The 18718-nt window shown below is 69.8% G+C and carries 15 protein-coding genes and 1 tRNA gene; 9 read left to right on the top strand and 7 right to left on the bottom strand.

Annotated features, from left to right (window positions below; genetic code table 11):
• The first annotated feature begins 51 nt into the window (after positions 1-51).
• A complete protein-coding gene (locus ACFVXH_RS23700; RefSeq protein ID WP_049652609.1) occupies positions 52-630 on the top strand; it encodes a TerD family protein in 579 nt (192 codons plus the stop codon).
• A 147-nt stretch (positions 631-777) separates the two neighbouring features.
• Entirely contained in the window at positions 778-1878 is a 1101-nt protein-coding gene (locus tag ACFVXH_RS23695) for a DUF475 domain-containing protein (protein WP_049652607.1), read from the top strand.
• Between the two features lie 99 nt (positions 1879-1977).
• Here ACFVXH_RS23695 and ACFVXH_RS23690 read toward each other — a convergent pair whose 3' ends face one another.
• On the bottom strand, positions 1978-3123 hold the full coding sequence (locus ACFVXH_RS23690) for a DUF2637 domain-containing protein (RefSeq protein ID WP_049652606.1): 1146 nt from the start codon (positions 3121-3123) through the stop codon (positions 1978-1980).
• A 329-nt stretch (positions 3124-3452) separates the two neighbouring features.
• On the opposite strand from ACFVXH_RS23690, the gene ACFVXH_RS23685 reads away from it, so the two are divergent.
• Positions 3453-4193 (top strand): Tellurium resistance, encoded by a 741-nt coding sequence (locus tag ACFVXH_RS23685; RefSeq protein ID WP_049652604.1) that lies wholly within the window; start codon positions 3453-3455, stop codon positions 4191-4193.
• A gap of 111 nt (positions 4194-4304) precedes the next feature.
• Here the strand turns inward: ACFVXH_RS23685 and ACFVXH_RS23680 are convergent, their stop codons facing one another.
• On the bottom strand, positions 4305-5471 hold the full coding sequence (locus ACFVXH_RS23680) for a TerD family protein (RefSeq protein WP_387826944.1): 1167 nt from the start codon (positions 5469-5471) through the stop codon (positions 4305-4307).
• 357 nt (positions 5472-5828) lie between these two features.
• Between ACFVXH_RS23680 and ACFVXH_RS23675 the strand changes: the two genes are divergently transcribed.
• From ACFVXH_RS23675 to ACFVXH_RS23665, 3 genes are all read left to right on the top strand, one after another.
• Positions 5829-7037: an HpcH/HpaI aldolase/citrate lyase family protein gene (locus ACFVXH_RS23675; RefSeq protein ID WP_375874110.1), complete on the top strand. Its 1209-nt coding sequence runs from the start codon at positions 5829-5831 to the stop codon at positions 7035-7037.
• Between the two features lie 133 nt (positions 7038-7170).
• Positions 7171-9711, top strand: a complete 2541-nt coding sequence (locus ACFVXH_RS23670; protein WP_387827234.1) for a phosphoribosyltransferase — start codon at positions 7171-7173, stop codon at positions 9709-9711.
• Positions 9711-10544 (top strand): HAD family hydrolase, encoded by an 834-nt coding sequence (locus ACFVXH_RS23665; protein WP_387826941.1) that lies wholly within the window; start codon positions 9711-9713, stop codon positions 10542-10544. Before ACFVXH_RS23670 ends, ACFVXH_RS23665 begins: the two co-directional genes overlap by 1 nt.
• 30 nt (positions 10545-10574) lie before the next feature.
• Here the strand turns inward: ACFVXH_RS23665 and ACFVXH_RS23660 are convergent, their stop codons facing one another.
• The gene (locus ACFVXH_RS23660; RefSeq protein ID WP_049659427.1) at positions 10575-10790 is read right to left on the bottom strand and encodes a zinc ribbon domain-containing protein; all 216 of its coding nucleotides are present in this window, start codon (positions 10788-10790) and stop codon (positions 10575-10577) included.
• A gap of 101 nt (positions 10791-10891) precedes the next feature.
• A complete protein-coding gene (locus tag ACFVXH_RS23655) occupies positions 10892-12301 on the bottom strand; it encodes a hypothetical protein (protein ID WP_387826938.1) in 1410 nt (469 codons plus the stop codon).
• A gap of 145 nt (positions 12302-12446) precedes the next feature.
• Here ACFVXH_RS23655 and ACFVXH_RS23650 point away from each other — a divergent pair.
• Together ACFVXH_RS23650 and ACFVXH_RS23645 are read left to right on the top strand one after the other, a co-directional pair.
• Positions 12447-12521 (top strand) — tRNA-Val (locus ACFVXH_RS23650).
• Positions 12522-12743: 222 nt separating this feature from the next.
• Positions 12744-13886, top strand: coding sequence for an MrcB family domain-containing protein (locus tag ACFVXH_RS23645; protein ID WP_387826935.1), 1143 nt, complete (start codon positions 12744-12746; stop codon positions 13884-13886).
• A 360-nt stretch (positions 13887-14246) separates the two neighbouring features.
• Here ACFVXH_RS23645 and ACFVXH_RS23640 read toward each other — a convergent pair whose 3' ends face one another.
• From ACFVXH_RS23640 to ACFVXH_RS23630, 3 genes are all read right to left on the bottom strand, one after another.
• Positions 14247-14444 (bottom strand): hypothetical protein, encoded by a 198-nt coding sequence (locus ACFVXH_RS23640; RefSeq protein ID WP_387826932.1) that lies wholly within the window; start codon positions 14442-14444, stop codon positions 14247-14249.
• Positions 14445-14494: 50 nt separating this feature from the next.
• Positions 14495-14932, bottom strand: coding sequence for a hypothetical protein (locus ACFVXH_RS23635; RefSeq protein WP_387826929.1), 438 nt, complete (start codon positions 14930-14932; stop codon positions 14495-14497).
• Between the two features lie 408 nt (positions 14933-15340).
• A complete protein-coding gene (locus tag ACFVXH_RS23630) occupies positions 15341-15637 on the bottom strand; it encodes a hypothetical protein (RefSeq protein WP_387826926.1) in 297 nt (98 codons plus the stop codon).
• Between the two features lie 725 nt (positions 15638-16362).
• On the opposite strand from ACFVXH_RS23630, the gene ACFVXH_RS23625 reads away from it, so the two are divergent.
• Positions 16363-18138: an AIPR family protein gene (locus ACFVXH_RS23625; RefSeq protein WP_387826924.1), complete on the top strand. Its 1776-nt coding sequence runs from the start codon at positions 16363-16365 to the stop codon at positions 18136-18138.
• Positions 18139-18718 lie beyond the last annotated feature (580 nt).

Here is an 18718-nt window from a genome sequence, read left to right as displayed (position 1 = left end):
GGGGACTACACCTGGATGGCGCCCCGGGAGAAGCAAGGGAGGAAGAACGTCATGGTGGTCACGCTTGCCAAGGGTGGCAACGTCTCGCTCACCAAGGCCGCGCCGAACCTGACGCAGGTTCGGATCGGCCTCGGCTGGTCCGCCCGTTCAACCACGGGCGCCCCGTTCGACCTCGACGCGAGCGCCCTGATCTGCGGTGGCGGGCGAGTGCTCGGTGACGAGTACTTCGTCTTCTACAACAACCTCAAGAGCCCCGAGGGCTCGGTGGAGCACCAGGGCGACAACCTCACCGGCGGCGACGACACGGGTGACGACGAGGTGGTCGAGGTCAACCTGGACCTCGTCCCGGTGCAGGCCGACAAGGTGATCTTCGCGGTCTCGATCTACGAGGCCGAGGCGCGGCTCCAGAACTTCGGTCAGGTCCGCAACGCCTACATCCGGGTCGTCAACTCGGTCGACGGCCAGGAGATCGCCCGGTACGACCTGTCCGAGGACGCGTCCAGCGAGACCGCGATGATCTTCGGCGAGCTGTACCGCTACGCGGGCGAGTGGAAGTTCCGCGCAGTGGGCCAGGGGTACGCCTCCGGCCTGCGTGGCATCGCGCTCGACTTCGGCGTGAACGTACAGTAAGGGCGGAAATCGGACTTATCGCACCCGACCCGATCATGAGAACAGAGGGCAGTGCGGGGGTGGCCTGACCGGGCCCGGCCCGGTCAGGGCGTCTCGGGTACGAGGCCGACCCCGGCACGGCCAAAACCCGAAAGGTAGCCAACTCCCGTGTTCCTCCGCACATTCGGCTGGTCGCTCGCGATCACCGCCATCGGCCTGGTCGCGGCCGGACTGCTCTGGGGAGCCCAAGGCTTCGGCATCGTGCTGATCCTCTCCATCCTGGAGATCTCCCTGTCGTTCGACAACGCGGTGGTCAACGCCACGGTGTTGAAGCGGATGAACCCGTACTGGCAGAAGATCTTCCTGACCGTCGGTGTGCTCATCGCGGTCTTCGGCATGCGCCTGGTCTTCCCGCTGCTGGTCGTCGGCCTCACCGCGAAGCTCAACCCCACGACGGTCATCGACCTGGCGCTGCACTCCGACAAGACCCACGACGGCCTCACCTACGGCCAGTACCTGGAGGCGGCCAACCCGGCCATCGCGGCCTTCGGCGGCGTCTTCCTGCTGATGATCTTCCTCGACTTCATCCTCGGGGAGAAGGACTACAACTGGCTGTCCTGGATCGAGCGCCCGCTGGAGAAGGTCGGCAAGCTGGAGGCCTTCTCCACCGTCGTCGCCCTGGTCGCCCTGCTGCTGGCCTCCAACTTCTTCGCCGGGGAGCACGCGGAAACCGTTCTGCTCGCCGGCGTCCTCGGCCTGGTGACCTACCTCGCGGTCAACGGCCTCTCCTCGATCTTCGAGTCCGGCCTGGAGGCCGAGGAGGAGCGGGAGGAGGAGGCGGAGAAGTCCGGCAAGTCGATCATGCAGGTCGGCGGCAAGGCCGCGTTCTTCCTCTTCCTCTACCTGGAGGTCCTGGACGCCTCGTTCTCCTTCGACGGCGTGGTCGGCGCGTTCGCCATCTCCAGCGACATCTTCCAGATCACCCTGGGCCTCGGCATCGGCGCGATGTACATCCGCTCGCTGACCGTCTTCCTGGTCCGCAAGGGCACCCTGGACGACTACGTCTACCTGGAGCACGGCGCGCACTACGCGATCGGCGCGCTGGCGGCGATCCTGCTGGTCGGCATCAAGTTCCACATCCCGGAGATCGTCACCGGCCTGATCGGCGTCGCCTTCATCGGACTGGCACTCGGCTCGTCGATCCTGCGCAACCGGCGCGAGGGCGCCGGCGAGGACGAGGAACCGGAGCTGGTGGGCAGCGGCAAGTAGCCGCCCACGCGGTCCGCAGGACAAGCGGAAAGGCCGCCCCCGGGGTCTCCCGGGGGCGGCCTTTCCCGTGCTTCCTGGTTGTCCCCGGGGGACGCCCGGTCAGCCGAGCTGCTGCTCGATCGCGCGCAGCTTGCGCTCCAGCGAGTCCAGCTTCGGCATCGACAGGGTGTCGTCGTCGGCCGTCAGGTCGATGGTCGAGTCGCTGCGGGACGACCCGGTGCCGGAGGACGCGTACGAGGAGGACGCGTACGAGGAGCCGACGGCGGCGCGCGGCCGGCGGCCGGCGTCCAGGGCGGCCGGCTCGAAGGAGTCGGCGGACCGGTGCGAGTCCGCGTACGAGGAGGCCGGGGAGGTCGAGGTGGTGGCGTCGGTTTCCGCGGCTAGGGCAGGCTCCGTAGCGCTCGGGCCGTCTCCGGCAGCCGTGAGGGCGGGAACCTGGCGGCCGCCGCGGCCCCGGGCGAGCATGCCGCCCTGGCGCGAGATGGCCTTCAGCTCGGCCCGCTCGCGGCGGTCGGCGGTGCGGGCGCGGGCCTTGGCGTCCAGCTTCGCCTGGCGCTCCTCGCGCACCTCCTCGACCGCCTCGTCCAGGCTGCGGACGTTCTCCAGCAGCATCAGCGACCAGGCCGCGTAGGTCTCGCGCGGGGCGCGCAGCCAGCGGACGATGCGGATCTGCGGCAGCGGGCGCGGCACCAGGCCCTGCTCGCGCAGCGCGGCCTTGCGGGTCTGCTTCAGCGCGCGGTCGAACAGGATCGCCGCCGAGATCGACATGCCGGAGAAGAACTGCGGGGCGCCGTCGTGCGACACGCCGCGCGGGGCGTGCACCCAGTTGAACCAGGCCGAGGCGATCGCGAACACCCAGACCAGCAGGCGCGAGCCGAGCGCGGCGTCACCGTGGCTGGCCTCGCGGACGGCGAGCACCGAGCAGAACATCGCGGCGCCGTCCAGGCCGAACGGGACGAGGTACTCCCAGCCGCCGGACAGGCCCAGGTTCTCCTTGCCGAAGCCGACCAGGCCGTGGAAGGAGAGGGCCGCGGCGACGCCGGCGCAGCAGAACAGCAGCGTGTACGAGGAGATGCCGTAGATCATCTCCTTGCGCCGGCGGCGCTCCTCGCTGCGCTCCCAGGAGTCGCCGGACTCGTCCTTCTTCGAGCTCTTGAAACGCAGCGTCGCCAGCAGGACGGCGACGAACAGCAGGGCTGCGCCGCCGATGACGGTCCAGACCAGCTGTATGGAGGTCAGGTTCATTGCGGGTCGGGCCTCGGGTTTCCGCAGGGGACAGGATCACAGCGCGACACAGGTGGTCAGGGCCCGCTGTACGGGCACCGCCTGACGGTCGGTTCGTCGCCGCACGGCATGCCCGCCGCGCCCGCGCAGGGGCGGACGGGACGCCTGTGCGGCTAGACGATATCGCGTCCGAAGGGGCGGCATGTTACGGGAGGGCGGCTTCCTCCTGCCAATCGACCCGCCGGTTGGATAGGGGAGGGGTGGACGGGGTATCCGACGGCCGGGCCGATGCCCGATCATTGGTCGGCGGACCGTCAGAACGCCTGGCGGGAGCAGGGGGAGAGGACGGCATGGTCTCGATCTGGGAGTACCTGCGCGGGGACAAGAGCTACACCTTCGACAACCCCGGCGGTCAGCACAAGGTCATACTCACCAAGTCGACTCCGCAGCACGCGATCACCGGGTCGGCCGCCACCACCGGCTACCTCTACGTCAACCTGCACTGGACGATGAGCGCCGGGGGCTCCCGCCGGCCGAGCGCCCGGGAGTCCGTCAAGCGGTTCTTCAGCCCGCGGATCCTGCGGCCGCAGGACCCGGACTCGCCGCAGAACAGCGAGCCGATGAACGTCGACCTCGACCTGGCCTGCATGTACGAGCTCTCCGACGGGAGCACCGGCGTGGTGCAGCCGCTCGGCGGGCTCTTCGGCGACCTCCAGAACGCGCCGTACATCAAGCTCAGCGGCGACGACCAGTACGGGGCGCCGTCCGGCGAGACGATGTACGTCAACCTGGAGAAGAAGGACAAGTTCAAGCGGCTGCTGATCTTCGTCTACATCTACGACGGCACGCCGGCCTTCGAGCAGTCGCACGCGGTGGTCACGATCGTGCCGCAGACCGGGCCGCGGATCGAGATCAAGCTGGAGGAGCGGGCCCGGGCGGCGCGCTCCTGCGCGGTGGTGCTGATCGAGAACGCGGGGGACAACCAGCTGACGGTGCGGCGCGAGGTGCGGTACGTCAACGGGTTCCAGGCGGACATCGACCGGCTGTACGGGTTCGGGATGCAGTGGCAGCGCGGGTACAAGGGCGACTGACGCCGGGGGGCGCGGCTGTTCCACGGCGGCGGGCGGTGCGTGCGGCGGTTCCACGGCAGAGGGCGGTGCGGGCGGCGGGGCCGGGGTCGTCCGGCGGTCCCGCCGGGGGTGTCAGCGGGGCTGGAACTGCGGGCCCTGCGGGGGCAGCGCGAACTCCTCGCCGGTGGGCGCCGGGGGCTGGGCCGTCGGCGGCTGCGGTGGGACGGGCGGCTGCTGGCCGGTGCCGGGCTGCGGGTAGCCGTAGCCGGCGGGGCGCTGCTGCGGCGGCGCGGGCTGGTTCTGCTGGGGGTAGCCGTAACCGCCCGGCTGCTGCTGGTAGGGCTGCTGGCCGGTGCCCGGTTGCGGGTAGCCGTAGCCGCCGGTGGGCTGCTGCGGCGGTGCGGGCTGCTGCTGGGGGTAGCCGTACCCCGTGCCGGGCTGCTGGGGGTAGCCGTAGCCGGTGCCGGGTCGGTTGCTCGGGGGAGCGGTGGGCGGCGGGGGCACGGTCGGCGGGGCGGTGGGCGGCGGCGGGGTCGCCGGCGCGGGCGAGGCGTTCGCGGCGGTGGCCGGGGCCGGTGCGGTGGCCGGGGCCGGGGTGGGCGGTGACTGCGGGACGGCCGGGGCCAGGGTGAAGGTGCCCGGCTCGGGGGTGGTCGAGCGCGGGTCCGGCAGCGGGGTGCTGCGCGGGTCGAACGCGCCGGACGCGCCGGACGGGGCGGGGGTGGCGCCGAGGGCCTGGTCGGCCTCCGCCTCGTCGTCCACGGTGATGCCGAAGTCGGTGGCGAGGCCGATCAGCCCGGAGGTGTAGCCCTGGCCGATCGCCCGGAACTTCCAGGCCCCGGACCGGCGGTACAGCTCGCCCGCGACCAGGGCGGTGACGTTCTCGGCGTCGTCGATCGCGAACTCGGCGAGCGCGGGGACGCCCTCGCCGGCCGTGGCGTCGAAGAGCAGCAGGCGCAGCCCCGGCACGGCGCGGAACGGCCCGCCCTCGGAGGAGCCGGCCAGCACCACGCGGTCCACCTCGGCGGGCAGCTTGCCCAGTTCGACCTCGACCGTGTCGATGATCTCGGCGCCGCCGGAGGTCTGCTGCTTGGGCAGGTGGCGGACCAGGCCGGAGGGGTGGCGGGGCTGGTTGTAGAAGACGAAGTCGGCGTCCGAGCGGACCTTTCCGGAGGCGCCGAGCAGCAGCGCGGACGCGTCCACGTCCGGCGCACCGGGCGTGGCGCTCCAGCGCAGCACGGCGCGGACCGCCGCCGCCGGCAGTGCGATGTTGGCGCCCTTGGCCATCACGTGCGTCATAGCCGACCATCCTGCCTGTTCGCCACCCCTTCGGACAACGTGACCGGACCGGTCCGCGCGGAGTCGGACTTTGCCAAGACTTGCGCTTTCCGAGGTTTGCCGCCGTCGTTTCCGGGATGGGGCATCGATGCGCCCATGATCGTCCAAGTGGACCGGGATGTTCCGGGAGTTCAGTACCGGGGAACCGGGACCGGCCGGATCCCGTCCGTACGATGGGCGGTCGAAGGGTCTCCGGGGGTTCGGCGGAGGGGCGTCCGGCGGCGGCGTGCCCGGGAACCTTGGCGCCCGGTCGGCCGGTTGACCAGGGTGTCGTCGGCAACGGGCCGGGGGCCGGTCCACTTCCTGGAGGAGAGCACCTTGCGCCATTTCGGCCACCTCGCCGAGGACGTACGCGGCCGGCTCTTCCTGGAACAGCCGCGCCCGTTCAGCGCGCGGAGCGGGCCGGAGGTGATCGCCACCGCCCTCGGCGGCACCCTCTACAGCCCGGCCACCAGGCCCGCCCTGGCCGCCGACATCCGCAAACTCGCTGGTCGGGGCGTGGTGTCGATGGTGCTCTGCCTGGAGGACGCGATCGCCGACCACGAGGTGGACGCGGGCGAGCGGAACCTGGTCGAGCAGTTGAATGACCTGGTCAAGGACTTCACCGACTGTGCACAGAGCCACCCCCTGCTCTTCATCAGGGTCCGCAGCGCCGCCCAGATCCTCGACCTGGCCGAGCGTCTCGGCCCGGCCGTCGAACTGCTCAGCGGCTTCGTGCTGCCGAAGTTCACCCCGGCGAACGGCGGCGGGTACCTGGCCGCGCTGGCCGCCGCCGAGGCCGCGACCGGGCGGCGGCTGTTCGCCATGCCCGTCCTGGAGTCGCCCGAACTCGCCCACCTGGAGACCAGGCGGGAGCAGCTGTTCGGCATCGCCGAGCTGCTCGCCGGCCACCGCGAACGGGTGCTCGCCGTCCGGCTCGGGGTCACCGACCTCTGCTCCGCGTACGGCCTGCGGCGCTCGCCCGACCTCACCGCGTACGACGTGGCGCTGGTCGCCTCGGTGATCGGGGACGTGGTCAACGTGCTCGGCCGGGCGGACGGCACCGGGTACACCGTCACCGGCCCGGTCTGGGAGTACTTCCCGGTGCAGGAGCGGATGTTCAAGCCGCAGCTGCGCCGGACCCCGTTCGCCGGGGCCTCCGTCCCGGCCGCGGCCGGGGTGCTCCGGGCCTCCGGCGAGGAGGTCCGCCGGCGGATCATCGAACACGACCTGGACGGGCTGATCCGGGAGGTCGAACTCGACCGGGCCAACGGCCTGCTCGGCAAGACCTGCATCCACCCCAGCCACGTACCGGCCGTGCACGCCCTCTCCGTGGTCACGCACGAGGAGTACTGCGACGCCCGCGACATCCTCCGGCAGGAGCAGGACGGCGGCGGGGTACTGCGCTCGGCGTACACCAACAAGATGAACGAGGCCCGGCCGCACCGGGCCTGGGCGGAGCGGGTGCTGCTGCGGGCGGAGGTGTTCGGGGTGGCCCGGGAGGACGTGAGCTTCGCCGAACTGCTGTCGGCCTGCCTGTGCGGCTGACGGCGCCAGGACGGACACGACGGACACACCGACGGACATGACGAACGCACCCGTGAACGCCGGCTACGAACGCACCGACGAACGCACCATCGCACCACCGAAGGCAGGACCCGCAGTGACAGCAACACCGCAGATGTGGACCGGCCGTTGGGTCGCCGACCGGGCCGGGATCGCCCTGACCGGCTCCGAGCGCCTCCCCGAACTCGTCGGCCTGGCGCTGCGCTCGGGGAACCCCAAGCGCGCCCACCTGCTGGTCTCCACCGTGCTCGGCAAGCACGTGCCGCAGCGGCCCTCGGTGGTCCACGGCGCCGGGCTCGAACTCGGCCGCCGGGTCCGCGACCTGCTCGGCGCGGAGGCGGCCGGGCGGGCCGTCGTACTCGGCTACGCGGAGACGGCCACCGGCCTCGGCCACAGCGTCGCCGACGGCCTGGACGCCCCCTACCTGCACTCCACCCGCCGGCCGGTGCCCGGCCTGGACCCGGTCGGCGGCTTCGAGGAGGAGCACTCGCACGCCACCTCGCACCTGCTGCTCCCCGCCGACCCCGGACTCCTCGCCGGCGACGGGCCGCTGGTGCTGGTGGACGACGAGTTCTCGACCGGACGGACGGTGCTCAACACCATCCGCGACCTGCACGCCCGCCACCCGCGCGGGCACTACGTGGTGGTCGCCCTGGTGGACCTGCGCTCCGCGGCCGACCGGCGCCGGCTCGATGAGGCCGCCGCCGAACTCGGCGTCCGGCTGGACCTGGTGGCCACCGCGAGCGGCGGCGTCGAGCTGCCGGAGGACGTCGTGGCGCGGGCCGAGCGGCTGATCGCCGAGGCGGCGCCGGCCGCCGCGCCCCCGGTCGGGGAGCCGCCGTCGGCCGGCCCCGCGCCGCTGGACCGGGTCGAACTGGACTGGCCCGCCGGGCTCCCGGACGGCGGCCGGCACGGCTTCACCGCCCACGACCGCGCCCGGCTGGACGCCGCACTGCCCCGGCTGGCCGGGCAGCTCGCCGAGGCCCTGCCCGCCGGTGCGCGGCGGGTGCTGGTGCTCGGCTTCGAGGAGCTGATGTACGCGCCGCTGCGCCTGGCCGACGCCCTCGCCGAGCGGCTCGGCGGCGACCGCGTCCGGTTCTCCACCACCACCCGCTCGCCCGTCCTGGCGGTGGACGACCCCGGCTACGCCATCCGTACCCGGCTCGCCTTCCCCGCCCACGACGACCCGCGGGACGGCGGCTCGTCCGAGCGCTACGCGTACAACGTCGCCCCCGGAAGCGACCCGGCGCGGCGCTTCGACGCCGTGGTGCTGGTGGTGGACGACGTGGCCGACACCCCGGCGCTGCACGAGGGCGAGCACGCGCTGCTCGGCCAGCTGCGGCGGGTGACCGACCGGGTGGTGCTCGCCGTGCTGCCCTCGCACCGGCCGGTGCCCGTCGTGCCCGCTCCGCTCGCCGCACCCTCGTCGCCGCCCGCGGCCCTGTCGCCGCCCGGGTCTTCGAAGCTGCCCGGTTCTTCGGAGTTGCCCGCGCCCCTGTACGGGCCGGCGTTCTCCTCGTACCCCGCCGAGGAGGTGGCCTGGCTGCTCAAGGACCTCTCCGGGGTCGCGCTCGAAGCCCCCACCGAGGAGCGCGAGGAGGCCGTCCAGAACGGCGGCGCCCACTACGCCGAGTCGCTGCCGGTCGAGTACCAGCCCAGCCCCGAGTACCAGGAGCTGTTCCACCAGGCGCTGCGCGGCTCCGCCAGCCGGATCGCGCTCGCCGTCGGCACCGTCGCCGAGACGCTGCTGCGCGAGCGCGGCCCCGGGCTGGTGCTGGCCTCGCTGGCCCGGGCCGGCACGCCCGTCGGCATCCTGGTCCGCCGCTGGCTGGCCTTCGCCCACGGCCTGTCGGTGCCGCACTACGCGGTCTCGATCGTGCGCGGCCGCGGCATCGACCCGGTCGCACTGCGCTACCTGGCGGCCCACCACCGGGCGCGGGACGTGGTGTTCGTGGACGGCTGGACGGGCAAGGGCGCGATCACCCGCGAACTGGCCGACGCGCTGGCCGGCACCGGCTTCGACCCGGACCTCGCGGTGCTCGCCGACCCGGGCCGCTGCGTGCGGACGTACGGCACCAGGGACGACTTCCTGATCCCGTCCGCCTGCCTCAACTCCACGGTCTCCGGGCTGGTTTCGCGCACCGTGCTGCGCGCCGGGCTGATCGGGCCGGACGACTTCCACGGCGCCAAGCACTACGCCGACCTGGCCGGGAACGACGTCTCGGCGCTCTTCCTGGACACGGTGGCCGCCCGCTTCGGCGAGGTCCGCGCCGCGGCGGTCGAGGGCGCCGACCGGCTCGCCGCCGACCCGCACCGGGAGCCCGACCGGGCCGGCTGGGCCGCCGTCGAGCGGATCAGCGCCGAGTACGGCATCGACAACGTCAACCTGGTCAAGCCCGGGGTCGGCGAGACCACCCGGGTGCTGCTGCGCCGCGTCCCCTGGCGGATCCTCGCCCGGCGCGGCGCCGGGGCGGACCTCGACCACGTCCGGCTGCTCGCCGCCCAGCGCGGCGTCGAGGTCGAGGAGGTGGACGGCCTGCCGTACACCTGCGTCGGCCTGATCCACCCCCGCTACAGCCGCGGGGCGACCGGGGGAGACGGGCGCGCGGTGGCCGACGGGGGCACCGTGACCGAGACGACGGGGAGGGAATCCTGATGGGTGTCCTGGTGGCCAGCGACCTCGACCGGACGCTGATCTACTCCGAGCGGGCCATGGCCCTGGCCGGGCCCGACCGGCTGGCGCCGAGGCTGCTCTGCGTCGAGGTGTACCAGGGGCGGCCGCTGTCCTTCATGACCGAGCGGGCCGCCGGGCTGCTCGCCGAACTCGCCCGGGAGGCCTGCTTCGTCCCGGCCACCACCCGCACGCCGGAGCAGTACGGGCGGGTCAACCTGCCCGGCCCGACGCCGGACTGGGTCCCCGCGTACGCGATCTGCGCCAACGGCGGGCAACTGCTGGTGGACGGCGTGCCGGACGGTGACTGGCGGGCCGAGATCACCGCGCGGATAGCCGCCGGCTCGGCCCCGCTGGAGGAGGTCGTCCGGCGGCTCGCCCTGTGCGCCGACCCGGAGTGGACGCACAAGCGGCGGGTCGCCGACGAGCTGTTCGCCTACCTGGTGGTCGAGCGCGCCGCGCTGCCGGGGGGCTGGCTGGCGGAGCTGACCGGCTGGTGCGCCGAGCGCGGCTGGACGGTCTCCCTGCAGGGCCGCAAGGTGTACGCGGTGCCCGCGCCGCTCACCAAGAGCGCCGCGCTGGCCGAGGTCGTCCGGCGCGGCGGCGCGGACACCGTGCTGGCGGCCGGGGACTCGCTGCTCGACGCCGACCTGCTGCTCGCGGCGGACGCGGGCTGGCGCCCGGGGCACGGCGAACTCGCGGACAGCGGCTGGACGGCCCCCGGCGTCACCGCCCTGACGGAGGTGGGGGTGACGGCGGGGGAGGAGATCGTCCGGCGGTTCCTGGCAGGGGCGTCGGCCCTGCCGGTCGGGGGCTGACCCCCGGGTCCGGGTTCGGCTGCGGGTGGGTCAGCCGCAGCAGCCGCCGCCGCAGCAACCGCCCCCGCCCCCGGCGGGGGCCTGCGGGGCGGCGGCCGCGCCGCCCGTGACGGCGACGGTGGACAGCAGCTTCACGGTGTCCTGGTGGCCCTGCGGGCAGACGGCGGGGTCGTTGGCCTGGGCCATCGGGCGGCGGAGCTCGAAGGTGGCGCCGCAGGAGCGGCAGCGGAAGTCGTAGCGAGGCATACCGGCAGGGTACCGAGCGGGGTCCCCGCCGGCAGCCCGCTTCTGGTGCTTCCAGGGCTTCCGGGTGCTTCGGTGCTACCGATGCCTTGGCGCTCCCGGTGCTACCGGTGGCCGCCGAGGTCCCCGCGGATCAGCTCGATCACCCGTGCCGCCGTGTCCCGCACCGCCGCGAGCTCGGTCAGGAAGTGCCAGTAGTCGGGGTGCCGGCCGGCCGCCTCCAGCGTGGCCACGGCGCGGTCCAGCCGGGCCACCGCCTCGTCCAGCGGGGCAGCGTGCCGCGGGTCCGGCGCGCTGCGCCCGGCCATCGCCAGCCGCTGCGCGTCCCGGATGGCGAAGCGGGCGCGCTCGATCTCCCGGTTGGGGTCGTGCTGCACCTCGTTCAGCTGCCGCAGCCGGTCGTTCGCCGCGAGCACCGAGCCGTCGGCGGTCTCCAGCAGCGCGCGGACCGTCCCGATCGCGGCGGTGGCGTCGGCCCAGCGCTGCTCGTCCCGGGCCCGGGCAGCCTCGGCGAGCTTGCGCTCGGCGGCCCGCCCGGCCTCCGCGACCTGGTCCGGCACCCGCTGGAGGTCCTGCCAGCAGGAGGTGCTGAACCGGCGGCGCAGCTCGCTCAGGGCGGGCTCGACCGTCTCGGCCTTGGTCTCCAGCGCCTGGATGCGGGTCCGCAGGCTCGCCACCCGCCGGTCGATCTCCCGCGCCCGCTCCGGCAGTTGTCCGGCGTCGGCGGCGATCGCCTCGGCGCGCTGCTTCACGTCCTCCGCGCGCCGCAGGGTGTCCGCGACCCCGTGCCGGGCCGGGCCCTCGTTCAGCCGGCCGAGCTCGGGCGCCAGTTCGGCGAGCCGGGCCGCCAGGTCGTCCGCCCGCAGGCCGGCGCCGCGCGCCCCGTCCAGCGCGGTGGTGGCCGCGAGCAGCGCGCGCTTGGCCTGCTCGACCGCCGGGGTGACCCGCATCAGCTGCTGCTCGGCGTGCTCGACGGTCGGCTGCAGGCGGCGCAGGAAGTCGTTCAGCTCCGCCCGGGCCGAGCCGAGCTGGCTCTTCACGTCCTCCAGCCGGCGCCTGGCCTGCGCGGCCGTGCCGGCGTCCAGGGTCTCGCTGTCCAGGTTGTGGGCGTCGAGTGCGGCGAGGTAGTTCACGGTGACCTGCTCGACCCGGCCGGAGATCGCCGCCAGGTCGGCCAGCGCGCGCTGCACCGTCGGGCCCTCCTCGGCCGCGCGGACGGTCTCCACCGCGAGCTGCACCTCGCGCTGGGTCTCCTCCAGCTCGTAGAACGCCTCCTGGGCCGCCGCCCGGGCCTCCCGGGCCTGCGCCCGTCCGCCCTCGCCGCCGCCCCGCCGGCCCCACCAGCCGCCGGTTCCGGCGGAGGCCAGCCCGACCGCGGCCAGCGCACCCGCCAGCGCCACCGGCACCACCAACGCGTCGGCCAGTGCCGCTCCCGCCCGACGCCGCCCCCGCCCGCTCCCGCCGGCCACCGTCACTGCGCGCTCCCTGCTCCGACCCGCTGATCCGGCCCCCATTCTCCCCGATCCCCCCGCCGGCCCGGCACCCCCTCCCACCCCGCCCGCCGCACGGCCCCGCCCCTCACCGGGCGCCCGTCCCCCACCACCTCCCGGGACCAGGTACCCTAGGCTCTCGTCGTGCGCCCGGTCGGGCCACGGCAGGGGGCGCGTAGCTCAGTGGTAGAGCGCTGCTCTTACAAAGCAGATGTCGGCGGTTCGAAACCGTCCGCGCCCACCAGCACGAAGGGCCAGTTCGGAGGCAACACCCTCCCGAACTGGCCCTTGATCGTTCCCGCGTCCCTACGCCTCCCGTGCCACCCGCGTGCCAGATGCCTCCGGCCGCCCGAGCGCCTGGCGGACAGCTTCGCCCGTCCGGTAGGCGATGGCCCGGTTTCTGTCGCTGGTCATGTGCTGGTAGATCAGCGTGGCCCTGGTGCCTTAGCAGTCTTGGCTGCACGGTATGAAGGAGACTGTCACTTCGAACGACTTGGGGGATCGTCTGATGGACCTACGTGAGTACTTGCTGAACGTCGCCCGCACCTATGATCGGCGCGCTCCGATGAACTCGGACGCTCAGCGGCTGCTGCGTACCGCCAAGGAACATCTTCGGGACCTCACACCGGCGGGGTACCGGGTCCGGGGCAGTGGGGGTATGGGTACTCCGACGTTCACCCCTTGGATAGGCGTATTCCATCCGGATGAGACTGACGACCCCGGTCAGGGCCTGTATATCGTTTACCTGTTCGCCGAGGACCTAACGAGCGTGACATTGATGCTCAATCAAGGGGTCACGCGCTTGAGCCAGGAACTGGCGGGGCACTCCAGTCGACAGGAGGAACTCAAGGCCCGGTTGAGGCGGGATGCAGAATCGTTCCGTCATGCAGTTCCAGCCGTATTGCTTAAGGGTTGGGATACTTCTGTAGATCTGGGTTCCAAAGGCTGGCGCCAGCGGGCTTATGAGGCTGGCAGCGTCGTGGCTAGGCGCTATAACATTGAGGACCTGCCGTCCGAAGCGGGACTACGGGCTGACCTGTGGCGCCTGGCCGATATCTACCAGCGCGCCATCGAAAGCCGTGATACGCCCGTTGTCAGCCGGACTGACGTGGCGGTGCTCGATCCCGGTTCCTATGTGCAGCCAGAGGAGAGCGCGGATCCACTGCGAGACTTTTACCCGAAGGACGATGCTGACTATGTCGCCCATCTTGTAGGTCGAAGGATCCGCAAGAAGCGCCGACACGAGACCTTGATAGCCGAGTTCGGTCCGGCCTTGGCCGGGGCCGGGTTCCGTGTGACCACTGACGTCCACCCGCGTGACCTCATGCTCCACCGAGGTGGTGCTAGCTGGCTGGTGGAGGCCAAGGTTGTCTACAACGGTAACGCCACAGCCGCCGTTCGGGAGGCCGTGGGGCAACTCCTGTCCTATAGGCACTTCCTGCACCCGGACCCGCCGGCGCCGCGCCTAGTGGCCCTGTTCACTGAGACGGTCGGGGAGGGATACGCGGCGTTCCTCGAAGCCCTGGGCATCGCTGTGGTGTGGAAGGGGCCAGGAGGCTGGGAAGGCTCCGCCGCTGCGGTCGAGGACGGACTCGTCCCCGTGTCATAGCGGTATCGCTGGCCGGGCTGGGCACGGGCGGCTTTGTCGAGTGCATCGAACGTCTGAATGAGGTCACAAATCAGATGTCGGCGATTCAACACTGGCCGTGCCAACCTATGCGAAGGGCCAGTTCGGAGGCTCGACTCTTCCGAGCTGGCCTTGATCGTCTCCAGGCTCCTACTCGTCCCGCGCCACCCGCGTGCCCGATGCTTCTAGGGTTGGCCTGTGATCCCCAAACGCTGCCCGGACGGCTTCGCCGTCCGGGCAGCGGGCCCGGTCCTAGTCGCTGGTCAGGTGTTGATAGATCAGCGTGGCGCGGGTTCTGCTGTGGCTCATCCTGGTCATGAGCTCCAGGGTGCTGGCTCCGTTCTACGAGGCGAGGGTGTTCCCGGTGTGGCGAAGGTCGTGGAAATGGGCGTCCTCGCTCACTCCGGCTGTGGTGCGAGCCTCGATCCAGTCGTCCCGGAAGTTGCTTTGGTGGTGCTCGCCGCCGCAGGGGCCGATGAACAGGTGACCGTCCAGGCCGGGGCCGGCGTACCGGTCGAGGTGGCGCTCCAGGTCGTTCACGATCTCGCCGGGAAGGCGACAGGGCGAAAGCCCGCACGGCTCTTCGACGCCTAGTCGTAGAGCCGTCTGCTGTTCAGCTCTGCCTGGTTGCGCTGAACCCGGACGAGCCGGTTCGCCAAGTCGACGTCCCACCGGCGAAGCACGGCCAGCTCGGCGAGGCGGAGTGCGGTGAACGCGGTCAGCAGCGCCAGGGCCCGCCAGTGTGGACCGATCGTGTCGGCGATGACGAACACGTCGGTGACCTTGAGCTCGGGTCGCTCCGGTACGTCGTAAGTCCCGGGGCCCTTGGTACGGCACGGGTTGCGCTGGATCAGTTCGTCATCCACGGCGGTGTCCATGATTGCCCGCAACAGTTGGTACGCCTTGACGACGGACGGCTCGCCGGCCCCACCGTCGAGGAGGTGCTGGCGGAGCGTGATGGCGTAACGCTTGTGGGTGCTCGCCTCCACCTTCCGGCCCCGCCGCCAGGTGGTGGCGAAGTCGGTCAACCTGACCTTCCCAGTATCCGGAGCGGCCCACTTGTCGTGCTTGAGATCCGCTTCGAACAGCGTGAGCGCGACCTTGGCTTAGGTCTTGGTCGGGTATGTCTCCTCACCCTTGCGCGTCAGTCCGGTGACTGGATCCGGCTAGCGGACCTGCTTGCGGCCGGCCAGCAGTTGGCGGACGGAGTCGAAGCGTCGGAAGTTCCCCTTGGTGTCCGCCATCAGGAAGCCTGAACTGTGTGCGCAGGCCAGTGACCGGCTGGACGGTGCAAGCGGTGATGAACTCGGCGATGACCAAGGCTGGGATGCGGAAATGGCATCCGAGCTCCACGAAGGCGATGCGTCGCTCAGCGATCAGTTGGGGTACTCCCGAGCAGGCGGCCTGAGTGGTGGCCAGGAGAGGTTCCGGGGATGTCACATTGCCTTCCTTTCGGGAGTGACGATGGTGGCCGAGGAGTTGGGACCTTCCGTGCGGGCCAGGGCTTTGTCCAGCGCTTGGCGCCAGTGGAAGCGTTCGGGGATGGCGTGCAGGAGCCGGGTAGCGAGGGGTGAGGTCGGTGAGCAGGGTTCGTAGCGGAGTTCGGTGGCGAGGCGGTCGACGTGGTCGGTGTCGGACTTGCCGGCCGGAGTGTGGCACTCGGCGACGGATTTGGCGAGGTGCTCGGTCACGTACCGGACGCAGTGGGCGGCCTGCGGGGAGCCGAAGAGCATGCTTTGGGCGTCGAGTTGAGGTTCGAAATGGAGTACGTGCAGGGGGTCGGCGTCGAGGCGGTCGAGTGCTTCGCCCGAGGTGGGCAGCGGTCCGTTGGTGCCCAGAAAGGGGAAGGCATGGGGTTCGGGCGACCAGGTTGGCGTGCTCTCGGGGCTACCAGACCTGGTGGTAGGCGGCGGTGATGACCTGGCGCAGCGCCAGGAGAGATTGAGTTCTCCGGGGTCCGCGAGAGCCACCCCTCCGCCCAGATCGGGAGCCACCTCGGCCGGCGGAGTCCCGCAGGCTGCAACGGCCTGATCTGGGCAGATGCCCCTTCCAGTCGCTGGCTTGAGGCTCGGAAGGTGGCTCTCCATCGGAGGCCGGGTGGGTCGAGGGTGTCCTGGCGACGCCGGGCGGAGCGGACCTGGCGAGTGGCCGGAGACGGCGCTCCGCCGGGCGCGTTCCCGCTCCGCGCTGCGGGCGCTGCTCCTGCCTTCGGCCCGCTCCGCCCGCACTGCGCCTTCGCGCCCTGGAGTGGGAAGAGACCAGGTATGGGGTGGCGAGCAGCCGCACGATCGAGGCGCGGTCAGGGCCTGTGCCTCCGGCGGAGGAACGGCCGGCACCGGGATGGGAGCTGGGGTGAGTGGTGGGTTAACGCAGTGAATCAGTCCGTGACCCAGACGCTACGCTCACTGGTAGGCACACCGTGATGACGATCAGCGCTCGCGCTGACTAGGGAGATGAAGTGCACACGCTCACGGGAAAGCGAGTGGCCAAGTTTGCACGAGACTTTGGCTTCGAGGGGAGCGAGGCGAAGCAGTTCGAACTGTACGTCGCAGCCAACTACCTCTTCCCTTATGTGCGGGACGATGTCGAGCAGATTGAGCGCGCTGTTCTCGGTGGTGGGACCGACGAGGGCATCGACATCGCCGCTGTCATAGTCAATGGACAGATCGTCTTCGAGCCATCAGAAATCGACGACCTTATCTCGGATCAAACATCTAATTCGGCGAGGGTACTCTTCATCCAGGCCAAGACAAGCGAGTCCTACGACTCTAAGCTTATCGCGAAGTTCCTCCACGGAGTCGAGTCCGTGACAAAGTATGCGATTAATACGAAGAGCGTCAAGCTTCCTCCAGCCCTGGTCGACCTGGCTGCCTTGATCGATCGGATCGCAGAGAGCGGAGACAAATTTCAAGACACGCGAATCCCGTGCGAACTCTTCTATGTCACTACCAGCGGCAATGATGGCAAGGGTGCACAGCAAGAACTTCAGGTCACGGAGGCGATCGATCGCATTCGAGCTCTCGGTATTTATTCAGAACCTTTGCACCTCAATACTCATGGCCACGATGCACTAGCCGCAAAGCTGAAGGAGCGGCACGGGCCGCAGAACATTCGGTTCAACTTTGAGAAGCGGCAGACCATTCCTGCGACTGAGCGGGTGAGTGAGGCTTACATCGGGCTCTTGTCTGGTACGGAGGTGATGAAGTTGCTGACGGATGAAACTGGCTCCGTGCGGTCAGGGATCTTCGACGATAACGTGCGTCTCGATCTCGGTAGTCATAACCCAGTGAATGCCCGGATCACGAGAACCCTTCAGAGCGAAGACCGTGAGCACTTTCCCTTCCTCAATAACGGACTCACGATCATCGCGACATCTCTCCGAGGGTCGGGTGACAGATTCTTCATCTCCGGGTATCAGATCGTAAATGGCGGGCAGACGAGTCACCAGCTCGTTAGGTGGGCGGCAAGCGAAGCGGTCAAGGCCAAGCCCGCCCTCCTCTCTGACCTTTGGATCCCGGTCAAGATCGTCAGCTCAGGCGACGCTGGGGTGCGAACGAGCGTGGCGATCGCTACTAACCTGCAAACTCCCATCGGCTCAACTGACATACAGGCGAGTTCCCAGATGGCGAAAGACGTGGAAGAGTATTTCAATCAGTCTGGCGTAAACGGCCTACGTTATCTGCGGCAGAACCAGCATGCGTCTCTTGATTTCCCGCGGACTCGTGTTGTCACTACTCCCGAACTCAACCGAGCGGTCGCGGCAACACTGTTCGGCGATTCTTTCCGAGCGATTGGTGCTCCAAAGGAGCTAGAGGCTGAGGAATCGTTCGTTTGGGGTGAATACTCCGTTGAGGCCTACTACTACGCGGCTTGGATCTTGTACCGGGTGGACAGATTCTTCGCCCGAACGCCTGACTCGACCACTCTCAAAGCCGCGAAGTATCACATCGCGATGATGGTGTCTGCTCTGATTACGCCGGAACTTGTTCCTATTTTTGAAACCCCTGAGATAGAGACAGCAAGACGGCGGCTGAGGGATGCTAAGAAGCTGAAGTTCAAGATTTCGGACTCAGAGAGAATTGAAGTAGCGATCACTACTGCAGTCGATCTTGCCGCCGAGCAGTTTCAGTCTGTCTTGAATGAGGGTAGGAGTTTGCGCAAGGATGATGTGCGTAGTCGCCGCAACCAGGAGGCTCTGCTGCAAAAAGCCAAGGAGTCGAGCTCCGACGTCTGATGCTCGGCTTTCGATGCATCAGACGAAAGTAATCAGGCGAAGAAGGCTGGGGATCAACTTTCATTGAAAATCCACGGCCTTCTGGTCTCTATTCTGGAGATCTTCAACGGTTGAGGTTGCGGCGGCTGTAGGTTGAATCCGCTTTGGCGAGGAGGTGGTTGATGAGGCCGGGGAGATATTGCATTCGTTTGAGTCAGGTCTTCGCCAGGGCCGTGAGTTCGTGGAGGCTGACGCTGAGAGACGAACGCTGATTTCCGCTGACATTAACAGCAGCAGACGCTGACATCATTGCGCACCCCGATGCGACCGAAGCGGACGGTCAGATTCGCAACTAAGCCGGGCAATGATCGATCTCCTAATGAGGTGATCACACGGCGGTCATGCCTAAGCCCGGAGGACAGGCCTGCCGCTAGCCGAAGCAGGGGCGAGGTGGGCGACCAACCGCGCGACAACGGTCCCGTACTTCGACAGATAACTACGGAGGTTAGGGCCTGTGTGATGTTGTGATCAATCTTCGGGTTCTGCCCCGCTCTGGGGCAGAACCCGGTAGGACTGTTGGATGTGACGCGCAGGCAACTCA

It is taken from the genome of Kitasatospora sp. NPDC058184, assembly GCF_042883725.1.
GTDB lineage: Bacteria > Actinomycetota > Actinomycetes > Streptomycetales > Streptomycetaceae > Kitasatospora.
This window is presented reverse-complemented; position numbering and strand designations above follow the sequence as displayed.